The sequence below is a fragment of the Hamadaea sp. genome, assembly GCF_013362815.1.
Classification (GTDB): domain Bacteria; phylum Actinomycetota; class Actinomycetes; order Mycobacteriales; family Micromonosporaceae; genus Hamadaea.
This window is the reverse complement of record NZ_JABFVK010000026.1, coordinates 131,541-152,092: the sequence shown is the minus strand read 5'-3', so window position 1 is coordinate 152,092 and position 20,552 is coordinate 131,541. Positions and strand designations below refer to the sequence as shown.

General features: G+C 67.9%; 17 protein-coding genes. 10 read left to right on the top strand and 7 right to left on the bottom strand.

Annotation, left to right across the window (positions count from 1 at the left end):
- Both HOV77_RS15145 and HOV77_RS15140 read right to left on the bottom strand, forming a co-directional pair.
- Positions 1–883 (bottom strand): hypothetical protein (locus tag HOV77_RS15145; RefSeq protein ID WP_290862651.1); only part of this gene is annotated, 883 nt, incomplete at its 3' end.
- Positions 883–1,659 (bottom strand): hypothetical protein, encoded by a 777-nt coding sequence (locus tag HOV77_RS15140; RefSeq protein ID WP_290862649.1) that lies wholly within the window; start codon positions 1,657–1,659, stop codon positions 883–885. The genes HOV77_RS15140 and HOV77_RS15145, both read right to left, overlap by 1 nt.
- 261 nt (positions 1,660–1,920) lie before the next feature.
- On the opposite strand from HOV77_RS15140, the gene HOV77_RS15135 reads away from it, so the two are divergent.
- The 4 genes from HOV77_RS15135 (at position 1,921) to HOV77_RS15120 (ending at position 7,194) form a co-directional block, all read left to right on the top strand.
- Positions 1,921–2,490, top strand: a complete 570-nt coding sequence (locus HOV77_RS15135; RefSeq protein WP_290862647.1) for a hypothetical protein — start codon at positions 1,921–1,923, stop codon at positions 2,488–2,490.
- 31 nt (positions 2,491–2,521) lie between these two features.
- Positions 2,522–5,137: a LuxR family transcriptional regulator gene (locus HOV77_RS15130; protein ID WP_290862645.1), complete on the top strand. Its 2,616-nt coding sequence runs from the start codon at positions 2,522–2,524 to the stop codon at positions 5,135–5,137.
- A 14-nt stretch (positions 5,138–5,151) separates the two neighbouring features.
- Positions 5,152–5,370, top strand: coding sequence for a hypothetical protein (locus tag HOV77_RS15125; RefSeq protein WP_290862643.1), 219 nt, complete (start codon positions 5,152–5,154; stop codon positions 5,368–5,370).
- A 417-nt stretch (positions 5,371–5,787) separates the two neighbouring features.
- Positions 5,788–7,194: an FG-GAP-like repeat-containing protein gene (locus HOV77_RS15120; protein WP_290862641.1), complete on the top strand. Its 1,407-nt coding sequence runs from the start codon at positions 5,788–5,790 to the stop codon at positions 7,192–7,194.
- Between the two features lie 222 nt (positions 7,195–7,416).
- Here the strand turns inward: HOV77_RS15120 and HOV77_RS15115 are convergent, their stop codons facing one another.
- Together HOV77_RS15115 and HOV77_RS15110 are read right to left on the bottom strand one after the other, a co-directional pair.
- Positions 7,417–9,066: a hypothetical protein gene (locus HOV77_RS15115; protein ID WP_290862640.1), complete on the bottom strand. Its 1,650-nt coding sequence runs from the start codon at positions 9,064–9,066 to the stop codon at positions 7,417–7,419.
- A gap of 181 nt (positions 9,067–9,247) precedes the next feature.
- On the bottom strand, positions 9,248–10,027 hold the full coding sequence (locus HOV77_RS15110; RefSeq protein WP_290862638.1) for an RNA ligase family protein: 780 nt from the start codon (positions 10,025–10,027) through the stop codon (positions 9,248–9,250).
- A 124-nt stretch (positions 10,028–10,151) separates the two neighbouring features.
- Between HOV77_RS15110 and HOV77_RS15105 the strand changes: the two genes are divergently transcribed.
- Positions 10,152–10,634, top strand: coding sequence for a hypothetical protein (locus HOV77_RS15105; RefSeq protein WP_290862636.1), 483 nt, complete (start codon positions 10,152–10,154; stop codon positions 10,632–10,634).
- Positions 10,635–10,916: 282 nt separating this feature from the next.
- Positions 10,917–12,167: a PHB depolymerase family esterase gene (locus HOV77_RS15100; protein ID WP_290862634.1), complete on the top strand. Its 1,251-nt coding sequence runs from the start codon at positions 10,917–10,919 to the stop codon at positions 12,165–12,167.
- Positions 12,168–12,235: 68 nt separating this feature from the next.
- Here HOV77_RS15100 and HOV77_RS15095 read toward each other — a convergent pair whose 3' ends face one another.
- Both HOV77_RS15095 and HOV77_RS15090 read right to left on the bottom strand, forming a co-directional pair.
- Entirely contained in the window at positions 12,236–14,308 is a 2,073-nt protein-coding gene (locus tag HOV77_RS15095; protein WP_290862632.1) for an ABC transporter ATP-binding protein, read from the bottom strand.
- 241 nt (positions 14,309–14,549) lie between these two features.
- On the bottom strand, positions 14,550–16,151 hold the full coding sequence (locus tag HOV77_RS15090; protein WP_290862630.1) for a protein kinase: 1,602 nt from the start codon (positions 16,149–16,151) through the stop codon (positions 14,550–14,552).
- Between the two features lie 269 nt (positions 16,152–16,420).
- On the opposite strand from HOV77_RS15090, the gene HOV77_RS15085 reads away from it, so the two are divergent.
- Positions 16,421–16,726: a hypothetical protein gene (locus HOV77_RS15085; RefSeq protein WP_290862628.1), complete on the top strand. Its 306-nt coding sequence runs from the start codon at positions 16,421–16,423 to the stop codon at positions 16,724–16,726.
- Positions 16,727–16,748: 22 nt separating this feature from the next.
- Here HOV77_RS15085 and HOV77_RS15080 read toward each other — a convergent pair whose 3' ends face one another.
- Complete coding sequence (locus HOV77_RS15080) at positions 16,749–18,242, bottom strand: serine/threonine-protein kinase (protein WP_290862626.1); 1,494 nt, start codon at positions 18,240–18,242, stop codon at positions 16,749–16,751.
- Between the two features lie 182 nt (positions 18,243–18,424).
- On the opposite strand from HOV77_RS15080, the gene HOV77_RS15075 reads away from it, so the two are divergent.
- The 3 genes from HOV77_RS15075 (at position 18,425) to HOV77_RS15065 (ending at position 20,165) form a co-directional block, all read left to right on the top strand.
- On the top strand, positions 18,425–18,730 hold the full coding sequence (locus tag HOV77_RS15075) for a 4a-hydroxytetrahydrobiopterin dehydratase (RefSeq protein ID WP_290862624.1): 306 nt from the start codon (positions 18,425–18,427) through the stop codon (positions 18,728–18,730).
- Positions 18,731–18,858: 128 nt separating this feature from the next.
- Positions 18,859–19,305: a hypothetical protein gene (locus HOV77_RS15070; RefSeq protein WP_290862622.1), complete on the top strand. Its 447-nt coding sequence runs from the start codon at positions 18,859–18,861 to the stop codon at positions 19,303–19,305.
- A gap of 26 nt (positions 19,306–19,331) precedes the next feature.
- Positions 19,332–20,165 carry a hypothetical protein gene (locus HOV77_RS15065; RefSeq protein ID WP_290862621.1) on the top strand — a complete coding sequence of 278 codons (834 nt, stop codon included), beginning with the start codon at positions 19,332–19,334 and terminating at the stop codon, positions 20,163–20,165.
- The last annotated feature ends 387 nt before the right edge of the window (positions 20,166–20,552 follow it).

The following is a 20,552-nucleotide window of genomic DNA, read 5'->3' as shown; positions in this document are numbered from 1 at the left end:
AGCGGCGTACCAGCGCCAGCAGGGTTTGATCCAGCACAAGGCGGGACAGGAACGCCGCCGGGCAATAGTGCCGTCCATGGCCGAAGGTCAGGTGCGGATTCGGGGTCCGCGCCAGGTCCAGCCGGTCCGGGTCCGCGTACCGGGACGGGTCACGGTTCGCGGCTGCTTTGAAGATCCGACTGGTACGCCCATCGGAAGCGACGCGGGTGCTGTGCCGTCCGGCGGGTTCGCCGAAGCGGAGCAACTCGTCGGTGGCACTGGTCAGCCGAGTCGCCGGATCGGCGGCGAGCCAGGCGTACGCGTCGGGGTGCCGGGCGAGCGCCAGCAGGGCCGCCCCCAGCGCATTCGTCAAGTTGGTGATCCCGGCGGACACGGCGAACAGCAGATTCGCCGCCACTTCGGACGGGCTCAGGGCACTGCGGCTCAGCGCGGCGGCCATCGTGTGCGGATGAGCTTCTTGGGCGACGGCCGTCAGCCGAGCCAACGCCTCCGGGAGAGCATCCGGGCTGAGGACGCCGAAGTCGATCCCCTGAGCCAGGCCGGCCCAGTAGGGGTGCGATTGCGGGCCACCAAGCCCGACGACCAGGTCCACCACCGCGACCGAGAGCCGGTACGCCACCTCACCACCGGCGTCGACCGGCGTGCCCGCGGGAAGTTCCTCGATCGCCGTACGCACCGCCGCAGTCAGCAGCGGCAACTGAGCTGTGACCGCAGCCGACAGCGCAGCGTCGACCGCCTGGCGATGGCGTACGTGGTCGGGGCCGTCCATGTTGAGCACATGCGCGTCGACGTCGTGCCCGCTGCGCATCCGCGCCCGGCTCAGCCCGGGATGGGCCAGCGCCGCGCGAGCCTCCGCGTAGCGCCGGATCTCGACCTCGTTCACTACTTGGCCGTGCCCTCGGGAGTGCTCGGCGGGATGAGCAGACTGTGCGTGCCGGGCAGGCCCACTACGGGCGGGTGCAGCTGCACCGCGTGCCCGTTGCACTGGATCCCAGCGGTCGGGTGACCGTTGCACTGGATTCCGGCGGTGGGGTGGCCGTTGCACTGGATTCCCGTGATGGCGTGGCCGTTGCATCTGACGACTTCGGCGGTGGGATGGCCGTTGCACTGAATCCCGGCGGTGGGATGGCCGTTGCACTGGATTCCGGCGGTGAGGTGGGCGTTGCACTTGACGACGGCGACCTTGGCGTGGCCGTCGCACTGCACGCCGGCCACTGCGTGGTGGCTCGCGGGTGCATGCGTGTGCCCGTTGCACAGCAACGAATGTCCATTGCAGACAAAGCTGTGGCCGTTGCACACCAAGCTGTGTCCGTCGCACACGAAGCTGTGGCCGTCACAGAGGAGGCTGTGCCCGTCGCATACGAAGCTGTGGCCGTCGCAGAGAAGGCCGTCGGGGGCCACCGATGCTGCGCTGCCGAGGTTCCCGACGGCGGACAGCACCACGCCGGCTCCGAACAGGCCGGACTTCGACAGCCGCTCGCCCAGCCGGCCGGGGCCCGCTGTCGTGTCGGAGCTGTCCAGCGCCTGCAAGGCCGACAGTTCCGACGCTGACAGGCCGTGCTCCCGCGCGACGGCGGGACCGTCTTCGCGTACGCGGCGGGCGAACTCGGCATCGGTGGCCATCCGCACCATCGCGTCACGCATCGTGGCGTCGCTCATCGAGATCCCTCCTGATCACCTGTCGTCTTCGCTGGACTGAGCGGCGCACCGGATCAGGGATCCGGGTCGAATTCTCGTCAAGATTCGACCCAGATCCGTGATCCAGCCGCCCAAAGGCGCTGAAGACCGTCCCGGTCGCGGACAAGTTTGGGCCGGTCGGGGCCTTGATCGCGAGGGTTCGGCCAGTCCGGTAGCGGACAGCCGGATTTGAGTACCGGCCGCTCATGCGGGGAGCGCCGGCCGCGATTGATCATCGGCCTCATGAGGAAGTCTGTTACCACCGTCATCGTGGCGGCCTCCGTGATCCTCACGGCGGCCTGCGGTCCCACCGAAACGACGAGTTCGCCCACGACGACGCACTCGTCAGGTGCCACAGCCGGCGGCGGAAGTCCGAGCAGTGGGACCACCGCGAGCAGCGGAACCACGGCGGCCAAGGTCACCCCCGAGCAGCTGTGCGCGATGATGACCACCGCCAAGGCCGCCCAGATCTCCGGATTCGCCATCGAGTCGGCCGAGCCGAGCATGTCGGGCGACGTGGCGGTCTGCACCTACAAGGCGAACGTCTCCGGTACGCCGCTCGGCAAGCTCATCACCGAGTACCAGCCGAATGCGAAGACGATGTTCGACCTGACCAAGGCGAAGGGGCAGACGGTCGGCGGGCTCGGGCAGGAGGCGGTGTACTTCTCGTCTTCCGGGCAGCTGAGCGTACGCCTGGACGACCGGAACCTGTTCCACTGCTTCGTGCTGGACGTGCGGATGAACCACAGCAACCCGAAGGCGGGGGCGATCGAGGTGGCCAAGGCCGTGGTGCCGCAGTTGCCGGGTGCGTAGCCGGGTCTGCGTTCGGAGTAGATTTCCGCGCGTGCGTCAACAGCCCGCGCTCACGAACGGAGTCGCCCGGCGAGCGGCCGGCCGCGAGGCCGAGCTCGCCCGGGCTCGGCTCATGCTGGCCGAGGCCGGTGGCGTACTGCTGATCGGCCCGGCCGGAGTGGGCAAGACGCACCTGGCGAGGACGCTCGCCGATGATCAGGCGGAATGGGTGGCGGCCACCCGGGCGGCCGCGACGATCCCATTCGGGGCATTCGCGCGATACCTCACGATCCGCCGGTCCGAAAGCGGCCACCACCCCGAAAGCGGCCGCCGGTCCGAAGAAGGCCGCCGGTCCGAAGAGCATCCCCAGCCGGGGACGCTACCCGTGCTGCTCCTTCGGGAACTGCTGGACCGGCTCTCGGGATCGTCGTCGACGGTCGTCGTGGACGACGCTCACCTGCTCGACGCCGGATCGGCGGCGCTGGTGCACGACTTATCCCGCAGCGGCGTACGCCTCATTCTGACCATGCGCGCGGGGGAACGCGTACCAGATGCGATCGAAAGCCTGCGCCGCGATCGCCGCACGCCGCCGGTCGAGCTGGCGGCTTTGACCGCGGACGGTGTGGCGACGCTGGTGACCGATCTGCTCGGCGGACCGGTGGACCCGGCCACGACGGCCGCGCTGTATCGGCTGACCAGCGGAAACACGCTTGCTTGCGTGGAGCTGGTGGTGTCGGCGACCGAGGATGGCACGCTGCAGCGGGGCGCGGGCTCGCGATGGTCCTGGCGCGATGATCAGCGGCGCGGCGGTGTCACCCGGGTGCTCGCCGACCGCCTGGCCTCGGTGTCCGCGGCCGAGCGTGAGATCTTGCTGATGGTCGCGCTCGGCGAGCCGGTCGACGCCGACGCGATCACCGCTTTGTCCGACTCCGCGCTGATCGAGTCGATGTGCGAGCGCGGATGGCTGCACGCGACGCCGGCCGGTGACCAACTCTCGCTGCCGCACCCGCTCTACGGTGAGGTGCTGCTGGAACAGGCCACGCCGGTCACGGTTCGCCGGTTGCGGCGCGCGTTGGCGGATCGGCTTACCGGCGAGCGGCATCTGCTCCAGCGGGTCACGCTGCGGCTGGACGCTTCGGACGACCCGGGCGAGCCGGAATTGCTGGCGGCCGCGTCCGACGCACTCGCGCGCATGGATGGCGTGCTGGCCGAACGCCTGGTCACGGCCGCCGGCGGCGAGTCGCCCCGGCACGCGGAGCTACTGGCGGGCGCGCTGTCCGCGCAGAAGCGCCATGCCGAGGTCGAGACGATCCTCGGCGCCGCGACTGCCCGCCATCCGGACCGGCTCGAGCTGATCAGTGCTCGGGTCTCCAATTTGGTACGCGGAATGTGCCGGGACGATTCCGCCATCACGTATCTAAGTTCCCTTGTGGACAGTCAGGTTCTCGGTGAACCGGCGGCGTCGGTGGTCGCCGTGCAGCTGGCCACCTTGCGCCGGGAGTATCGCGCGGCGATCCAGGCGTGTGCCGACGATCCGCTGCTGTCGGAGGTCGATCTCGCCGGGCCGGGCGGCTACGCCGTCTATCAGCTGGCCGGGGCCTACTACCAGGTCGGGAAGGTCACGGAGTCGCTGGCCCTGCTCCGGCACCATGATCGGCCCGGCCGACCCGCCGAGGTGCTGCTGTCCTTGCGGTTCGGCACGATCGGCTCGCTGCTGGCCGCCGGTGACCCCGACGCCGCGCAGGACATCGTCGCTGGGCTGGTTGGGTGGGGACACTCCGCGCACTGGCCGGCGGCGACCTGCATCGGGCTCGCCGCGGCTGGTGCCATCCACGCGTATCGCGGTGCGTACGGGGAAGCGGCGGTGAGCCTGCGCGCCGCCAGTGAAGCCGGCGAGCAGAGTCCGGCCGCAACGCGCCATTGGATCGCGTGTCAGCTCGCGATGGCCGAAGCGGCGCTCGGCCGGATCGACCCGGCGCAGGCGGTTCTGCGTACGGCGGCCGCGATCAGGGAAGGCGGCTCGATGCCCTATGTCGCCGCCGAAGAACGCCGGGCACGCGCGTTCGTCTTCGGCTGCTGCGGCGCCGGAGCCCAAGCCGCCGGCGAACTCGTCCCGCTCTTCGAAGAACACCTCGGCTTCGGCGCGTACGCCCCCGCCATCGAGGCGGCCCTCCTGCTCGCCCGCGTCCACGACCCGGTGGAGGCCGCCCGGCTACTGGAACAGGTCCCGGCGCTGCCGTTCACCTACGCAGTGCACGCCGGCTACATCCGAGCCCTCGCCGAACGGTCCGCCCCGGCGCTGCTGGACGTCGTCGAGTCCTACAAAGACCTCGGAGCGACGGGGCTCGCCGCCGAAGCGGCCGACGCCGTCGAACGCTGTCCGCGTACGCCGCGGAAGGTGCTCTCGGCAGCAGCCTTCCGCCGCGATCGGCTCCTCGAAGCCGGGCCGATCACCGTGCTGCCATGGTGGTCGGCGTCGGGCCCGTCGCCGTTGACACCGCGCGAACGGGAGATCGCCGCGTTGGCCGCCGACGGTCTGTCCAATCCGGAGATCGCCGAGCGCCTGGTCCTGTCGGTACGCACCGTGGAGAACCATCTACATCGGATCTACGCCAAACTCGGCGTGACCGGCCGGAAAGGCGTACGCGAGGCGCTGCACTGGATGTGACCTATCATTCGTCGATGAGCACTGACCCTGACGACGAAGGACTCAGCCTGTCGCAGCGGTGGGCGGCCGAGCGCGTGTCAGGCCGTGAGTCGTTCCTGCTCATCGCCACGGCGGTGGTCCTCTGGCCGTTCGTCATGATCGGCAAGGGCCTGTACGCGCTGCGCTGGATCGTCCTCGGTCCCTGGCAGCTCATCCAGATCCTCCGCTACCTGCGGCGTACGCCGGACGAATAGTTCGGATCGGCTCATCCGTCCCTGTTCGACTCGTCAGCGCCATGATCAGCGGAGTAAATGTGGGGCTATGGCACCGAGAAACTTCCGCTGATCATGGCAACGCAAGATCATGGGCAATTCTGCGTTGCTATCACAGCCCAGATTTGACCATGATCATGGAAGTCGGGCAATTCGCCAACGGGCGTGCGCTGGCAATTCGCACCGATGAGGGTGGGTCCCTCCGTGTCGGCGCAGCGCGATCAAGGTCGCGAACTGCGGATTCAATCCTGGTTCAAGAGTCTCGCAATAGAAGTGTCCCTAGCATCAGCCGACCCAGATGAGCTGTATGCACGAGCGAGAGGACACAAGGGACACATGACGTCAGGAAGTACGCGCCTTAGACGTTGGGCGGCCGCCGCAGCTGCGTTGACTGTGACGTTGGGCGGCGGGATCCTCATCAGCCCCGCGCCGGCCAGCGCCGCGTCGGGTCGGGTGGACATCGTCGGGATCGCCAAGCGTGAGCTCGGCGACAAGACGCGAAACTATGAAGTCGGGACCAACTGCAGCTACTACGGCGGCGAGATGTTCAACTGGCCCGCCTGTGGTGGTAAGTCCGGCTGGGGCGGCGGTAGCAGCGCCTACGCCTGGTGTGCCGCGTTCGCCAAGTACGTGTGGCGGGAAGCCGGGGTGACCGGCCTCAGCGTCATCGACGGCTTCGCACAGTCGTTCAAGGACTACGGGATCGATCGCGAGCTGTACCACTCCCGCTCCGGCGGGTACAAACCCCAGATCGGCGACGCGATCGTGTTCGACACGGACCACAGCAGCAGCGATGCGCACAAGATCGATCACGTGGCCATCGTCGTCGGCGTCAACGACACTGATGTCTTGTACATCGGCGGCAACCAGAGCGACGCGGTCACCAGGGCCAGCAAGCCGCGTACGGACTCGGACATCGACGGCTACGTCGAACCGGCCGGTGTGACCGGTGGGTCAGCCGAGGAGGAGCGCAGGCTCGGCCACAGCATTACGGGCGACTCCTATCACGACCTGGTGGGCCGCAGGTCCGACGGCACCCTGTGGCTGCATTCGAACAATATCGTCCGAGACAACGGTGATCCGTTCTACGGTTCGGAGCCCAAGAAGATCGGTACCGGCTGGGGTGGTTACAACCTGGTTGTGGCAGCCGACATCACGGGGGATGGCTACACGGACCTCGTGGGGCGTAAGCCGGACGGCACGCTGTGGCTGCACTCGAACAACATTGTCCGTGATGACGGTGATCCGTTCTATGGTTCGGAGCCCAAGAAGATCGGTACCGGCTGGGGTGGTTACAACCTGATCGTCGGAGCCGATGTGACCGGTGACGGCTTCACGGACTTGGTCGCTCGCAAGTCCGACGGGTCCTTGTGGTTGCACTCGAACAACATCATCCGCGATAACGGCGACCCGTTCTATGGTTCGGAGCCCAAGAAGATCGGCCATGGTTGGGGTGGTTACAACCTGATCGTCGGAGCCGATGTGACCGGTGACGGCTTCACGGACTTGGTCGCTCGCAAGTCCGACGGGTCCTTGTGGTTGCACTCGAACAACATCATCCGCGATAACGGCGACCCGTTCTATGGTTCGGAGCCCAAGAAGATCGGCCATGGTTGGGGTGGTTACAACCTGGTTGTGGCAGCGGATGTGACCGGTGACGGCTTCACAGAATTGGTTGCTCGCGAGTCGGACGGAACCTTGTGGTTGCATTCGAACAATATCGTTCGTGATGACGGTGTTCCGTTCTACGGTTCGGAGCCGAAGAAGATCGGCAACGGTTGGGGCGTGTACAACCTGATCCTCTAGCGCTCTCGTCGGAAGGGCTTCCTCGTCCGTGGATGGGGAAGCCTTTCACCTCGCGTTGGCTGCGCTCCCGATGGACGAGTACGCCCCACCAAGATCGTCGGAAGCCGACGATCAGTGCACGAAACGGCCCAAGATTGTCGGCTTCCGACGATCACGGCGGTCGCGCTCCCCAAGATTGTCGGTTCCCGACGATCATCGCGAGGGAGGTCGGGCGACCGGCCGTCAGCTCAGGGTGAACACGACCGCGTCGGGCCGGTCCGTTCGGGAGATCCCGAGCCCTTCGCCCGTGGCGGTGAGCGAGTTCGCGTACGGGGTGCCGGGTGCGTACTGCTTGAGCACCACCACTTCGCGTACGCCCAACTCGCGCAGGCGGTCCACGCTGGCGGCGTCGGGGAAGTGCTCGGCGAGCACGCGGATCTCCTCGAGCGTACGCGGAGTGAAACCGCTGCCGCCGTTGACGATCCGGGGGAAGTCGCCGGTCGTCCAGAGCATGATGTTCTCGTCGAGGCGCTGCGAGCTGGGCAGGACGAGGGCCGGGCCGCGCAGGGACACCACCGAGGGCGGTGCCGCCGGAACGACCGGGAAGTCCAGCCGCTGCAGCCCTTCCAAGCCCACCAGGAGTGCCGGGACGAGGAGCACAACGGCCGCCTTGCGAGGTACGCGTCTGGCCAGTTCGGAGACGAACCCGGCCGACAGCAGCGCCAAGGCCAATGTCGTCCAGAGGATGAGGCGTCCCGGCGTACGGATCGCGTTCCAGCCGGGCAGCGCGTAGTAGAGCGGGAGGTATCCGGCCCCCCACAGCAGCTTGGTGCCCATCGACAGCACGATGCCGCCGAGGGCGACCGCCAGGAGCACGACGCGTTTGCGCTTCGGCCAGGCGGAGACGAAGAGCCCGGCGATGGCCAAGGCGTAGAGGGCGAAGCCGGGCAGCAGACTGGTCTCGCTCGGAGTCGTCATCGAGTCGCGCAGGCCCGTATGCAGGTCGCCCCACAACCACGACTGAGCCGGGGCGGTGATGAAACCCTGGATCGGCGACGAGTAAGAACGCAGGTCAGTGACGGTGCGCTCGGCGTACGGGTGCTGCTCGACGACCTTGAGGTAGGGGATCGCCATCGCGATCGTGGTGACGGCGAAGGCCGCGCCGCCGACGAGGTCGGAGATGACGAGCCTGCGCGGCATCCTGAAGCCGGCCCGGCGTCGCCGCCAGAGCAGCACGAGCGCCGCGATCACGAGCACCACCAGCACGTACGCGAATGGCAGCCCGATGCCGAAGCCGAGCGTGATCTGCCAGGCGGCGACGAGCCAGCCCGCGACCGCCCAGCCGGGCCGGGCCTCCTGCGGTTGCCACCCGCGGCGCAGCGTGAAGCCGTGCCCCCGCGCCAGCATCGCCAGGGCGAGGGCGATGCCACCAGTCGACAGCACGTGGAGGTGCCCCGCCTGTGCCCAGCGCCAAGGCGCGCTCGCACTGGCCAGCGCCACGACGAGAGCGCCGCTCACCCGCGAGCCGAGCTGACGGGCCAAGAAGTAGCCGCCCGCCAGGGCCAGCGCGTGCGCCAAGACGAACATGATGTTGTAGCGCAGAATCGCGTCAGAAGGGCCGGAGCCGATCAGACCGGCGGGGACGTAGCCGAGCAGAGTGTCGGAGAAGGCGTAGCTGTAAGAGTCGGGGTAGAACGCGTTCGCGTCCCACAGCGCGCCCGGATCGGTCTTCAGCGAATGGCCGGACCAGGCCATCTGCCACGACTGCAGGGTCGGGTCCCAGATGTCGGCCGGGATCGTCCGGCTCGGATCACGCAGCGTCGGCCAGGTCAGGGCGGCGGCGCCCAGCAGCGAGCCGAGCACCGCCCACAGCCACTCCCGCCGGAAAGTCACGAGTACGCCGGCCGCCCGGTCGGGCCCGACGGCCGCTCGCTGATGACGTGGGACAGCGGCAGATGGCTCATGGGCAGGAACGATAGCGGAAGGCGTCCGCCACCGCCCCGCGTCCAACCCCTGTCGTGGTGTCAGCGGCCCCGGCGCTTGAGGATCCGCTCGTATCCGGTGTTCGCGGTAGTCAGCGGCCTCGGCGCTTGAGGGTCCGCTCGTAGTCCTGGAAGCGGGCCTTCGCGATCACCGACCGGTCCGACGTTCGCAGCACGATGCCCTCCGGGCGGCCACCGGCGTCGCCGTCCAGCGCCGCCAGTGTGGCGGGCATCCGCTCGTCGAGGAACGCCTTCATGCCGGGGATGTCGCCGGGCATCGCGGCCGCGTCGAGCTCGAAGAGCCGCGGGGTCAGGTCCAACCCGATGCCCTCAGCCGTACGCCGAAGGCTCGCCTCGTCGAGGAACGCCTGCCCGCCCGCATCACGCCAGTGAGCGATGCGCTGGGGGTCCCAGTCCGACATCTCGCGATAGTCGCCGACCACCGCCACGTCGAACATCCGGAATCCGACGGCCTTCCCACCGGTGTACTGCTTCGACGCAGCAGTGACCTTGCCGCCGTACACCTCCAGATAATGGACGACGATGCGGTCGCCGTCCACGGCGGGCAGGCTGTCGGCGATCGGGCGCAGCGCGTCGACGATGCCGAGCGCGGGGTTGCCGATCAGATCGCCCTGCGCGTACAGCAGCTCCTCGCGGCTGCCGAGCAGATAGGTGCCGTCCGGCAGCAAGATGATCCGCGAGTTCGTGCCGTCGACCTTCTCGGTTCCGACGACGGTCCCGGAGAACGCCACCGCCTCGTCCAGCAGCCCGCCGTTACGCGGATCGAGGCTGTGGTAGGTCGGGATCGACGGATACTTCGTCATCGAGTTGATGGCCGGAAGATTCGCGGTTCGTACGCTGAAGGTGGTCACGGCAGCTCCCTGTCGACACGTGCGCTGATTATGGTGCGGGAGTGGCGATCCGGCTCGCAATCGAGTAACCGCGGCTCTGATACCTTGCGGTGTGCGTACGCCATGGCGAGAGTCAGCCGACGTCTTGCGCGACATGCTGCGGCAGCAGGGCCACGATCCGGACCGGGTGGGCAGCCCCGAAGCGGCCTGGCCGGTTTTTCGCGCCTTCCTGGCGATGGATCTCGACGGGTTGGAGACCTCGGAGGGCACGGACGCCGACGGATTCGCGATCTCCTGGGGGCGCTACAGCTGGAACGATGACCTACCCAGCCTGTCGTTCGAGCGGTATATGGCGGTCGACGTGCCGGCCGACTGGACGGAAACGGAGTGGTATCAGCCGGAGTACTGGCGGCTCGACCTGGACATGATTTTCGCCGATTCGCCGGCTTTCAGCGACATCGATAAGCTGAACACCCAGGACAGCGGTATCTACTACGAACGCTCCCGTCCCGCGATGGAGACCGCGCTCCGCGAAGCGCTGTGGGAGATCGAGCAACACCCGACGCTACGCGCGCTGTGGACCAGTACGCCGATGCGCAGCACCATCGATCTCGAGCGCAATGATTGAGCCGCGGCGCTGGGCGGCCATGATCAGCGGAAGTTTCGCGGTGTCATAGCCCCACATTCTCTCCGTTGATCATGGAACCCGCGGTCGGCATTCATGGGCGTAACGCCGCAGACGGTATGGGACACCTCCACTTCGCTTCCACGAAAAGTTGCATTCACCCATATGTCTCGGGTGTGTTTGCTCTCGTAGCGTGACGTCCGGGAAGCGATGCGCTTTGCCAGACTTGCCCGATTGGCACGTGGTGCGATCCGGCTTCCTATCGGAATTCTGGATGGAGGTGCCATGCCGATCCGCCGTAGCCGAACAACAACCGTCCTGAGCCTCGTCGCCGTCATGATCGTGGGATTCGTGGTCGCCCTTGCACAGCAGCAGACCGCCGCTGCCGCCGGGGCGTGGACCAGCGAGACCATCGCGGGCATGAACGTCCGGCTGTACACGCCGTCCACCGCCGGTCAGCTGGACGACAAGCGTGCCCTCATGATCAGCTTGCATGGGTGCGTACAGACCAACGCCGATCTGCAGAGCGGGGCGAACTGGGCGAGCACCGCCGACCAGTACGGCATGGTCGTCGCGCTCCCGGCCGCCCCGAACGGCGGCGTCATCCTCGGGTGCTGGGACTACTACGACACCAACCACAGCCGCACCAGCCCCGGCCGTCACGACGACGATCTGCTGAACCTGGTGAGTGCACTGTTGGGGCGTACGTCGCTCAACCTCGACGCCAACCAGGTGTATCTGTCGGGCCTGTCCTCCGGCGGCGGCGAGACCATGGTCATGGGCTGCCTCGCTCCCGACGTCTTCGCCGGGATCGGCATCAACGCCGGACCGACCGTCGGCACCACCTCGGGCCAGATCTCCTCGGTCGCGACCAACCAGTCGACGGGCACCTCGGTCTGCAAGCAGTTCGCCGGCTCGTACACCGCCGGTTTCGCCACCCAGCTGACCTCGATCGTCTACGGCAGCAACGACACGACCGTCGCGCCCGGCTACAACACCCTCAACGGCCAGATCATGGCCGGTATCTACGGCGCGGGCACCACGTCCGCCTTCAGCCTCAGCGGGCTGGTCGGCTCCAACACCGCCGGTAGCGGAACGCTCTACTCCGACAGCCAGGGCCCGCGGGTGTCGGTCATCCAGAACACCAACCTCGGCCACAACTGGCCGGCTGGCGGCGGGTCCGGCGGCAGCTACATCAGCACCAACAGCATCAACTACCCGGCCTACCTGGCCGGCTTCTTCTTCGCGAATAATCGCCGAGTCAACCGCACTGGTACGCCGACGCCGTCACCGAGTTCTTCGACTACGTCGTCGCCGAGCCCGTCACCGAGCGCTTCCCCGACGTCGGGGCTCTTCTGCGGTGCGGCCACGAATCTGCAGCACAAGAACGCGGGCCGGGCGACCAGTTACGGCGTCAACCCGTACAACCCGTATTACGCGAAGGGCACGTTGGCGTACATGGGCTTGGGTGACTCCACCACGACGATCCTGAAGGAGACGTCGACCGGAGTCTTCGCCGTCGTCTCCAGCTGCTGATCCACCCGAGACCCTCGGCCGCCGGACGTCCACGGATGCCCGGCGGTCTGACTGCTGCCGGTGGTCCCTCAAACTCGGACGTCGCTGCGGATGTGCGGTCCGTGGTCGCACAGAACCGTGCCGTCGGTGAACCGCACGCCGTCGGCCAGTCGCGCTTCGACCGCCCCGCCACTGAACTGCTCGGTGTAGAGGCGGGCGTAGAGACCGCCCCGGGCCAGGAGCTCGTCGTGCGTACCTTGCTCGACCAGGCGGCCGTCTTCGAGGCCGAAGATGACGTCCGCGGACTGGATCGTCGACAGCCGGTGGGCGATGGCGATCGTGGTCCGGTTGTGGGTGGCCCGTTCCAGCGCATCCTGAACGAGGCGCTCGGTCTCGGTGTCCAGCGCCGAGGTCGCCTCGTCGAGGATGAGAACTCGCGGATTCATCAGCAGCACGCGCGCGATGGCGAGCCGCTGCTTCTCCCCACCGGACAGCCGGTAGCCGCGTTCGCCGGTGATCGTGTCGTAGCCCTGTTCGAAGCTCATGATCCGGTCGTGAATGTTGGCGTCGCGGGCCGCCTGCTCGATCTCCTTCTGACCGGCGGCCGGCTTGGCGTACGCGATGTTGTCCCGGATGGTGCCGTGGAAGAGGTAGGGCTCCTGGGTGACCATGCCGACGGCGTCGGCCAGCGAGCCCATCGTGATGTCGCGGACGTCGACGCCGTCGATGAGGCAGGCGCCTTCGGAGACGTCGTAGAACCGGGGGATCAGGTAGATCGCGGTCGTCTTGCCGGAGCCGGAGGGGCCGACGATCGCGGCGAACTGCCCGGGGCGTACGCGCAACGACAGTCCGGCCAGTGCCCAGCGTTCCTGTTCGTCCGTCACCGGCTCGACCGGCAGCGCGCGTACGCCGTCGAGCGGGTCGGGCGCGCTCAGCTGCGTCTGCGCCTGCTGCTCGTCGCTGGCGGCTCCGGCGGCCACGACCGTCTCGGTGACCACGGAGCTGCCCTCGCTGGACAGCAGCCCGAGCCGTGCGCCCGCGCCCGCCGACGGCGTCGGCAACCGGGATGCGCCCGATCCGCCGGGTTCGGACAGCTCCCGCGGTGGCGGGTAGCGAAACCACACGTCCCGGAACTCGACCTCGCCGCGCATCGTCGCGATGTCGAGGCCGACCGCGTTCGGCCGCTGCTGAATGGCCGGCACGAGATCGAGGTACTCGAAGATCCGGCGGAACAGCGCGAGCGACGTCTGTACGTCCAGCGAGACCCGCATGAGCTGCATGAGAGGCATCTGCAGACGGGCCTGCAACGTGGTGAACGCGACGAGCGTACCGGCGGTGAGAGCGGCACCAGAGTCGACCATCCGGCCCGCCACGAGATAGATGATCGCCGGTGTGATGGCGAAGAAGGTGCTGACCAGCGCGAAGAAGCTCTGTCCGGTCATGGTGGCGGTGACCTGCAGCTTGGTCTGCTGCTGGTTCTCGGCCCGATAGCGCTCGGTCTCGACGTCGGCGCGGTTGAACACCTTCGCCAGCAGGATGCCCGACACCGACAGCGACTCCTCGGTGATCGCCGTCATCTCACTCAGCGATTCCTGCGTACGCCGAGCCAGCCGTTGCCGTCGTCGGCCGACTCGCACCTGCACGGCGATGAAGATGGGCATCAGGATCAGGGTGATGATGGTCAGCTGCCACGACAGCAGCACCATCGACACCAAGGCGGCCGCGACGGTGACCGTGTTCGCCAGGATCGAGGTGGCCGTGCTGGTCAGCACCGTGCGTACGCCGTTGACGTCGTTGGCCAGCCGGGACTGGATCGCGCCGGTCTTGGTGGCCGTGAAGAACGCGAGCTCCATCTTCTGCAGATGCTCGAACAGGTTGCTCCGCAGGTCGGCCATGGCGGAGTTGCCGACGCGACTGGTCAGGTAGTTCTGTCCGATGCCGATCAGCGCCGCCACCAGCGGAATGGCGATGAGCCCGGCAACGAGCCAGGTTAGTAGTTCAAGGTCGGGCTGCCCGTCCGGCGGGAACAGCGCCCGGTCGAAGACCGCCTTGGTCAGGAACGGCGCGACCGAGGTGAGCGCCGCCGCTAGCAGCACCGCCAGCGCCACCAGCAGCAACGACCCCTTGTACGGGGCCAGCAGCCGGGCGATGCGAGGCAGCACTCTGGCATCGGAAGCGGAGGATTCGGACATCGCATTCGATCATCGCCGGGCCTGCTCATCCGCGGCCGCCGACACGCCGCCGGTTCGCCGCGTTGGCCTGCCCGGCCGCGCTGGTCGCCCGCTGGGCTAGTCGCGGGCACGTTATCCCGGGACAATGTCCCTTAGAACGCGCGGATAGCCGCGTTGTCCCGGGATGACGCGCAAGCACACCCCTGCGGATCGTCTGAGATGGACGCGACCGCTAGCGTTGCGCCGGCCCGGGACGGCTGGGACTGGTCTTGCTAGGCGTGGGACGAGGCCGCGCGGTGCTTTCAGCGGGAGGGCTGTTCGTCGCAGGAACACCAGCCGTTGGCGTGCCGGTGACCACGGCCACCGGGCTCGGGGTGGAACCGGCCGGCGGCGGGCTGGCCGGGAGGCGTACGGCGGTCGTCGGAGAACCGGTCGCAGTCGGTGTGCTGATCGGGATGCCGGCCGGTCCGAGGATCGTGACCGAGCAGGTGCGCTCGCCGACGTGAAACCTCACCGGGTACGCGTTACTAGCCGCGTACGAGCCGCCGAGACTGAGCCGGGTGTGACCACCCGCGGGCACCGTGATCGGGCGTGCCGTCGTGACCGTGTGATCCCGCTGGACCCAGGTTTCGCCCGCAGTCACCCGCTGATCGCCGGGGAGCTCGAAGGTGAGCGCCAGGGCGGCGAGATCGGTGTTCGTGAGGTTGGCGACGGTGACGTCGACGCTGAACGTACGGCCGTCGTCGACGCGGTTCTGATAGGTGACCGCGCATTCGGCGATGGCGGCGGCACTGGGCGCGGCCGCGAGGCTCTCGGTGGGTGTCCGCGTATGCCGATTGCCGAGCGCCCACGCACCGGCGACTCCGGTTGCGACGAGGACTACGGCGGCGACGGCGTACTGCGGAACGCGGCTTCGGCGGGACTGGGCTTCGGGCCGAAGGCGAACGGTCTGTTCCGGCGGCTGGATCTGGATCGGTGCGGCGATCGCCGAGTCGGCGTACGGAGCGAGAGTCCGCGCTATGTCGGCGGCCGATGGCCGGGCGGCGGGGTCCTTGGCCAGCGCCATTTGGCAGAGGCCGGCCACCGCGTCCGGGACGTTCAGTGCGGCGGGCAGAGGTCGGGGCGACCACGTGCGATGAATGGTGAACAGCTCTTGGTCGGCGGTGGTTGGGAAAGGCGCCCGGCCGGTGAGCATGCGGTAGAGGATGACGCCCAAGGAGAACACATCGGACGCGTACGCACCCGGATGCCCTTCGAGGCGCTCGGGTGCGATGTAGGCGGGTGTGCCCAGGAGCAGCTCCTCGTCGAGATCGTGATGCCCCGGGGTGACGCAGATGCCGAAGTCGATGAGTTTCACTCCGGTGGCGGACAGCAGAATGTTGGCCGCGGAGACGTCGCGGTGGACGACTCCGTGCTCGTGGGCGGAGGCGAGTGCGGCGGCGGTCTGCGCGATGATCGCGGCCGCCTTCCGCCACGGTACGGTTCGGCCCCCGCTCAGCAAGGTGGACAAGGCGACCCCGGAGACCAGTTCCAGGACGAGGAACGGCAACGGCCCCGCGGAAACGTCGGCCACGCCGTAGTCGTAGACGGTTGCGATGTGCGGATGATCGAGCGACGCCAGCGCCTGGGCTTCCATCCGCAGCCGGACCCGGGCGGCCGGATCGGCTGCCAGCCGGGCGGCGAGCACCTTGATCGCGACGTCGCGGTCCAGGTGCTCATCGCGGGCCCGCCACACGGTGGCCATGCCGCCGGAGTCGAGCGCCTCGATGGTGCGATACCGGCCGGCCAGCAGAGCGTCACGGCCGAACGGGGACGGGGAAGCGGGCGAGGGCATGAGGAAACATGTACCCGCTGACCCGCGAAGAGATTCATCTACTGACACGTTGTGATCAATTCGTTGCAGATGTTGGTCTGTCCGTTCGGCCAGGTTTCCACTCGTCCGTTCGGACACTGTCGGAAGCGTGGCAAGCAGCCCCGCCGAGTCGCCGGTGGGCACGTCCGGCCAGCGTTTTCGCCCAGCGGGTCAGGCATTCGGCCGAGGTGGTGCGGCCACACGCGTAGTCGGCAGCCCGGCGAGTGCTTTGGTAGGCATGGGTCATGCGGATGATTTCTGATCTTGGCCGGTCGCTGGGGACAGAGGAACTGACCTCTGTAGTTGCCGCGTTCGCCGCCGCCAACGACGAAACGGTGGCCGCGATCGAGTATCTGGGCAAGCGGCGGGCGCGTATCGTGCTCACCTCTACCGAACAGGCGCTGGTGGTACCGGCCGCCACCGTCGAGGTGGCTCGGCAGGCCTGTGAGGACGCGGGTGTTCCGGTGGACAACGGCTGGGAACGCGAGCTCACCGAGCTGTCGCGGCCGACGAACGACTTGTGGCGAGCCCGGGCGCGGCGCGAGATGGCGCGCTGACGGCTTCCAGGTCGCGACTGGATCAGTGGTGGCCGTGACGGCGGCCTTTGCCCTTGCCGGTTGTGGCGGCGGGCGTGCTGCTGGTGGACGAGGTCACAGCGGTTCTGGTGACGGTGCTGAGGATGACGGGCAGGCAGCGTACGCCGTCGAGGGAGAAGTCGGTCGGCAGCGGGTTGACCCCGTCGTAGGTGCCGGTCAGCGAGAGCCGGGCTACGCCGCCGGACGGCAACTGGTTGTCCTGCGGGCGTGAGGTGACGCTTGTTCCCGTCTGCTGCCACAGGCCGGTCAAGGCTTCGTCCAGCTGCTGGCCGCCGGGAAACGCGACGGAGAGCCGCCAGCGGGTGCGGGGCCGGTCGCCGAGATTGGTCACGGTCAGGTCGGCGGTGAACCGCTGCCCACTGTCGACGGTCACCTGGTAGGTGACCGAGCATGATGGACCGGGCGACGGGGATGTTCCCGATGTCCACGCCGGTTGGTAGGGCACCGAGCCGGTCGGCAACTGCGCGACGCCGAGCCCGGCCAGCAGCACGATGATCACGCCGCCGGCCGCCACGACGCTCCGTCGGCGGCCGCGGCCGGCGGCTTTGAGCTTCTGCGTCGGCCAGGCCAGGATCTGGGTGACCGGGTGCGCCGGGCTGGTGATCTCATCAGTACGCGCGGCGGTCAGGTCACCGATCGCGATCGTGCGGTCGAGCGCGGCGGCGAGCACCTCGGCGACGGTTTCGGCATCGGGCCGGGCGGCGGGATCCTTTTCCAGACAGGCCAAGCACATATCGGCGACCTGCGGCGGCAGCCCGGCGATGTCGGGCAGCGGGCGGGGGTCTCGATTGCGGTGGGCCGAGAGCAGTCCGACCAGCGACGTCGGCGGCCACGGCAGCCGACCGGTCAAGCATCGATACAGCAGTACGCCGAGGGCGTACACGTCGGCGGCGGGATGCACCGGCGCCCCGTCGAGACGTTCGGGCGCGGTGTACGCCGGAGTGCCGAACGTCTCGGTGTCCGCAGGCTGGTCGACGAACCCGCTGATACCGAAGTCGATGACGGTCACCCCGGTGTCTGCCAGCAACACGTTGTTGGCGCTGATGTCGCGATGCACGACACCGCGAGCGTGCGCGGCGGCGACCGCCGAGGCGACCTGCGCGCACACGCCGACCGCGGCCGGCCAGCCGAGATCCCGTTCCGCCAGCACGGTGGCCAGCGGTGTGCCGTCGACGACCTCCATGACGAGGTACGGCACCACGCCTCCGGCCACGCGGGCTACGCCGTAGTCGTGGACCACGGCGATGTGCGGATGCGACAACCGCGCCAGCGTGCGAGCCTCGGCGGCCAGCCGCCGCTGCGCGGTCCGATCGGCTAGCAGCCGCCGTCCCAGCGTCTTAACGGCCACGACCCGGCCGAGCCGCTCGTCACGGGCGCGCCACACCGTCGACATACCGCCGGTTCCGATCGGCTCGATCAGCCGATAACGCCCGTCGAGCAACTGGTCGCCTGTGAAGCCGGACATGGTCTGCGCCATCACGCCACCCCCACGTTGTGCCTGGGTTCGAATGGTGGCTTTACCCTGCGCACGGCCACTGAGACGGACCCCCGGCCAGTTTCAGCCAGACGCCCGAGTGACTGTCGCGAGGTGATGTCACGGACCGCCCGTACGCGGCGAAACGCGTCCGGCTGCCGAGCGCCGGTCGTAGAGTGAGAATCATGGCTGAAAGCCGTACGCCGCTCGACGACGTCATGATCCAGACTCGGCTTCGCGAACTACCGGACTGGCACGGCGACCGATCGGGCCTCACGCGTACCGTCGAAATGCCGTCGTTTCCGCTGGCCATCGCGGTCGTGGACGCGGTGGCGCAGGTGGCCGAGGAGATGGACCACCATCCGGATATCGACATTCGTTGGCGGACCTTGACCTTCCACAACGTCACCTACACCGAGAACGCCGTGACCGCGTTGGACGTGGAGCTGGCCCGGCGGATCGACGAGGTGATCGCGGGGCACAGCGCCTGACCGCGACGACGGATCTTGCTGTGATGCGGGTCTCAATCGGCGGCAAATGCCCTGGTCAGAGGGTGGTTACTCACTACCTTGGGCACGCCGGGCATCGACGCTTGGTTGGCCGTGAACGGAGACCCCCAATGCACCACAAGCTTCAGACTCGCGCGTTCGAGCAGGTCGCCTCGATCCTGCACCCGGGCGAGCAGCCGCTGGTCGCCACGCGCGCGCTGGTCGGGAAGTTCGGCGCCAGCCGGATCGGAACCGTCGCCGCTCAGGGCTTGCTGCTTGAGGCGGTCGGAGGACTCGGTGCGGCGCTCACGTCCGCCAGCAAGAAGCAGTTCGCCGTGCTCACCGACCGCCGAATGATCTTTCTGTCGCAGACGTTCCTGGGCGGCCCCGGCGGCAAGGTGCTCGGCGAGGTGTCCCGCGACCAGCTGGCACTGGCCGAGGCGAAGATGGGCGTCGTCAGCCTGCTGCGCATCTCCTTCGGCACCTCCGGCGACGGTGTGAGCCTGACCTTCCCCCGCGTGGACAAGAAGAACGCCGAGTCCTTGGCGACCGCCCTGCGAGGACTCGTCGCGGTCTGACCGGCGCGGCGTCGGAAGATCGCCCCTTGACGCTCAACGGCCGGTCCACTGCACCGCCAGGCGGCCCTCATCCGCTGTCGCACGTCTCCCTGGCAGCCCAAGCTGACGTAGCCTTCTCGGCTATGGGCGATCAATCTCCCTTCGGTCTGCGACTGTGGCGTTTGTTGTGGCAGCGCCATCGTGTGCTGGTCGAGTACTCGGCGGGGATGCTTGCGCGGACGACGGACATCTCCTACCCGGACCTTCGAGAGGTGCTCCACGGATCCACGCCGAACGACGAGATGCTGCGCAGGCTGGGGCCCGCCTTGGGCATCCATGCCGCCGACTTGTTCGTCATAGCCGGATTAGAGGTCCCGATCGATTTAGCTCCCGCCGGGCCCACATCGCCGTGGGACGTACGGCAGATTGTGCGCACAGCGCTGACCATGTCCGCCGGACGGCGTGTTGAGTTCGGCGAACTGATCCAATCCCTGCCGGTAGAGCCCCGGACGGATCCGATGCCGATGTTCGGATATCCGGACGGGCCCGGCGGCATGCTGCTCCGTCTCGTTCGGAATCGCAACATCCGCCCGTGGTGTGCCCGAATACTGCATGCAGTGGGTGACGGGCCGTACGTGGATGACTCGACCGTCGCCATGCTCGGCAGCGGAAGAGTCGTGATCACTCCGCAGTATGTGACAGCCTTCGCGCACCTCTGCGGGTACGCACCCGAAGAGATGGTCGCGCTTGTAGGCGTCGGCCCGGCGATCACCAGCACTCGAGCGCATCCTGCCAGTGCCGAGATCGCAGCGCTGGCCTGGAACGCGCGCGGGCTCACCAGCGACCAGATCGAACACGCCGTCGAGGCGGTTCGGCGGTGAGAACGCACACGTCCTCACCGAAGCGGGGCGGGATCCACGTTCCACTCAGCCACCCATGCAGCGAACCCCGACCGCCCGTCGAGCGCCGGACAAGCGACCACATCGTCGATGAACCAGACCGTGCCCCGCGCGGGCCCATTGACGACTAGAAACCAATTGGTATCGCAGCCATCAGTGCCCAACTGAAAGAGGCCGTCGTGGCCCGCCAGCGGATCATTGGCCGGGCCACTCCGCCACTCATGTCGGGCCGTCAGGGGAAACGGCCGGGCCAGCGCTCCTGACGCTCCGGCGACGGCGGAGGTCGGCGGCGTCTTCATGATCGAGTCACCAAAAACTGTCGTGGGGAGCCGATTTCGACAGTTTTTGCTGACTCGATCATGAAAGCGC

Bases quoted from the DNA above. Each gene is read 5' to 3' on its own strand.
- HOV77_RS15140 (WP_290862649.1), bottom strand. From the start codon at position 1,659: ATGAGCGACGCCACGATGCGTGACGCGATGGTGCGGATGGCCACCGAT.
- HOV77_RS15135 (WP_290862647.1), top strand. From the start codon at position 1,921: ATGAGGAAGTCTGTTACCACCGTCATCGTGGCGGCCTCCGTGATCCTC.
- HOV77_RS15125 (WP_290862643.1), top strand. From the start codon at position 5,152: ATGAGCACTGACCCTGACGACGAAGGACTCAGCCTGTCGCAGCGGTGG.
- HOV77_RS15100 (WP_290862634.1), top strand. From the start codon at position 10,917: ATGCCGATCCGCCGTAGCCGAACAACAACCGTCCTGAGCCTCGTCGCC.
- HOV77_RS15090 (WP_290862630.1), bottom strand. From the start codon at position 16,151: ATGCCCTCGCCCGCTTCCCCGTCCCCGTTCGGCCGTGACGCTCTGCTG.
- HOV77_RS15085 (WP_290862628.1), top strand. From the start codon at position 16,421: ATGATTTCTGATCTTGGCCGGTCGCTGGGGACAGAGGAACTGACCTCT.
- HOV77_RS15080 (WP_290862626.1), bottom strand. From the start codon at position 18,242: ATGGCGCAGACCATGTCCGGCTTCACAGGCGACCAGTTGCTCGACGGG.
- HOV77_RS15075 (WP_290862624.1), top strand. From the start codon at position 18,425: ATGGCTGAAAGCCGTACGCCGCTCGACGACGTCATGATCCAGACTCGG.
- HOV77_RS15070 (WP_290862622.1), top strand. From the start codon at position 18,859: ATGCACCACAAGCTTCAGACTCGCGCGTTCGAGCAGGTCGCCTCGATC.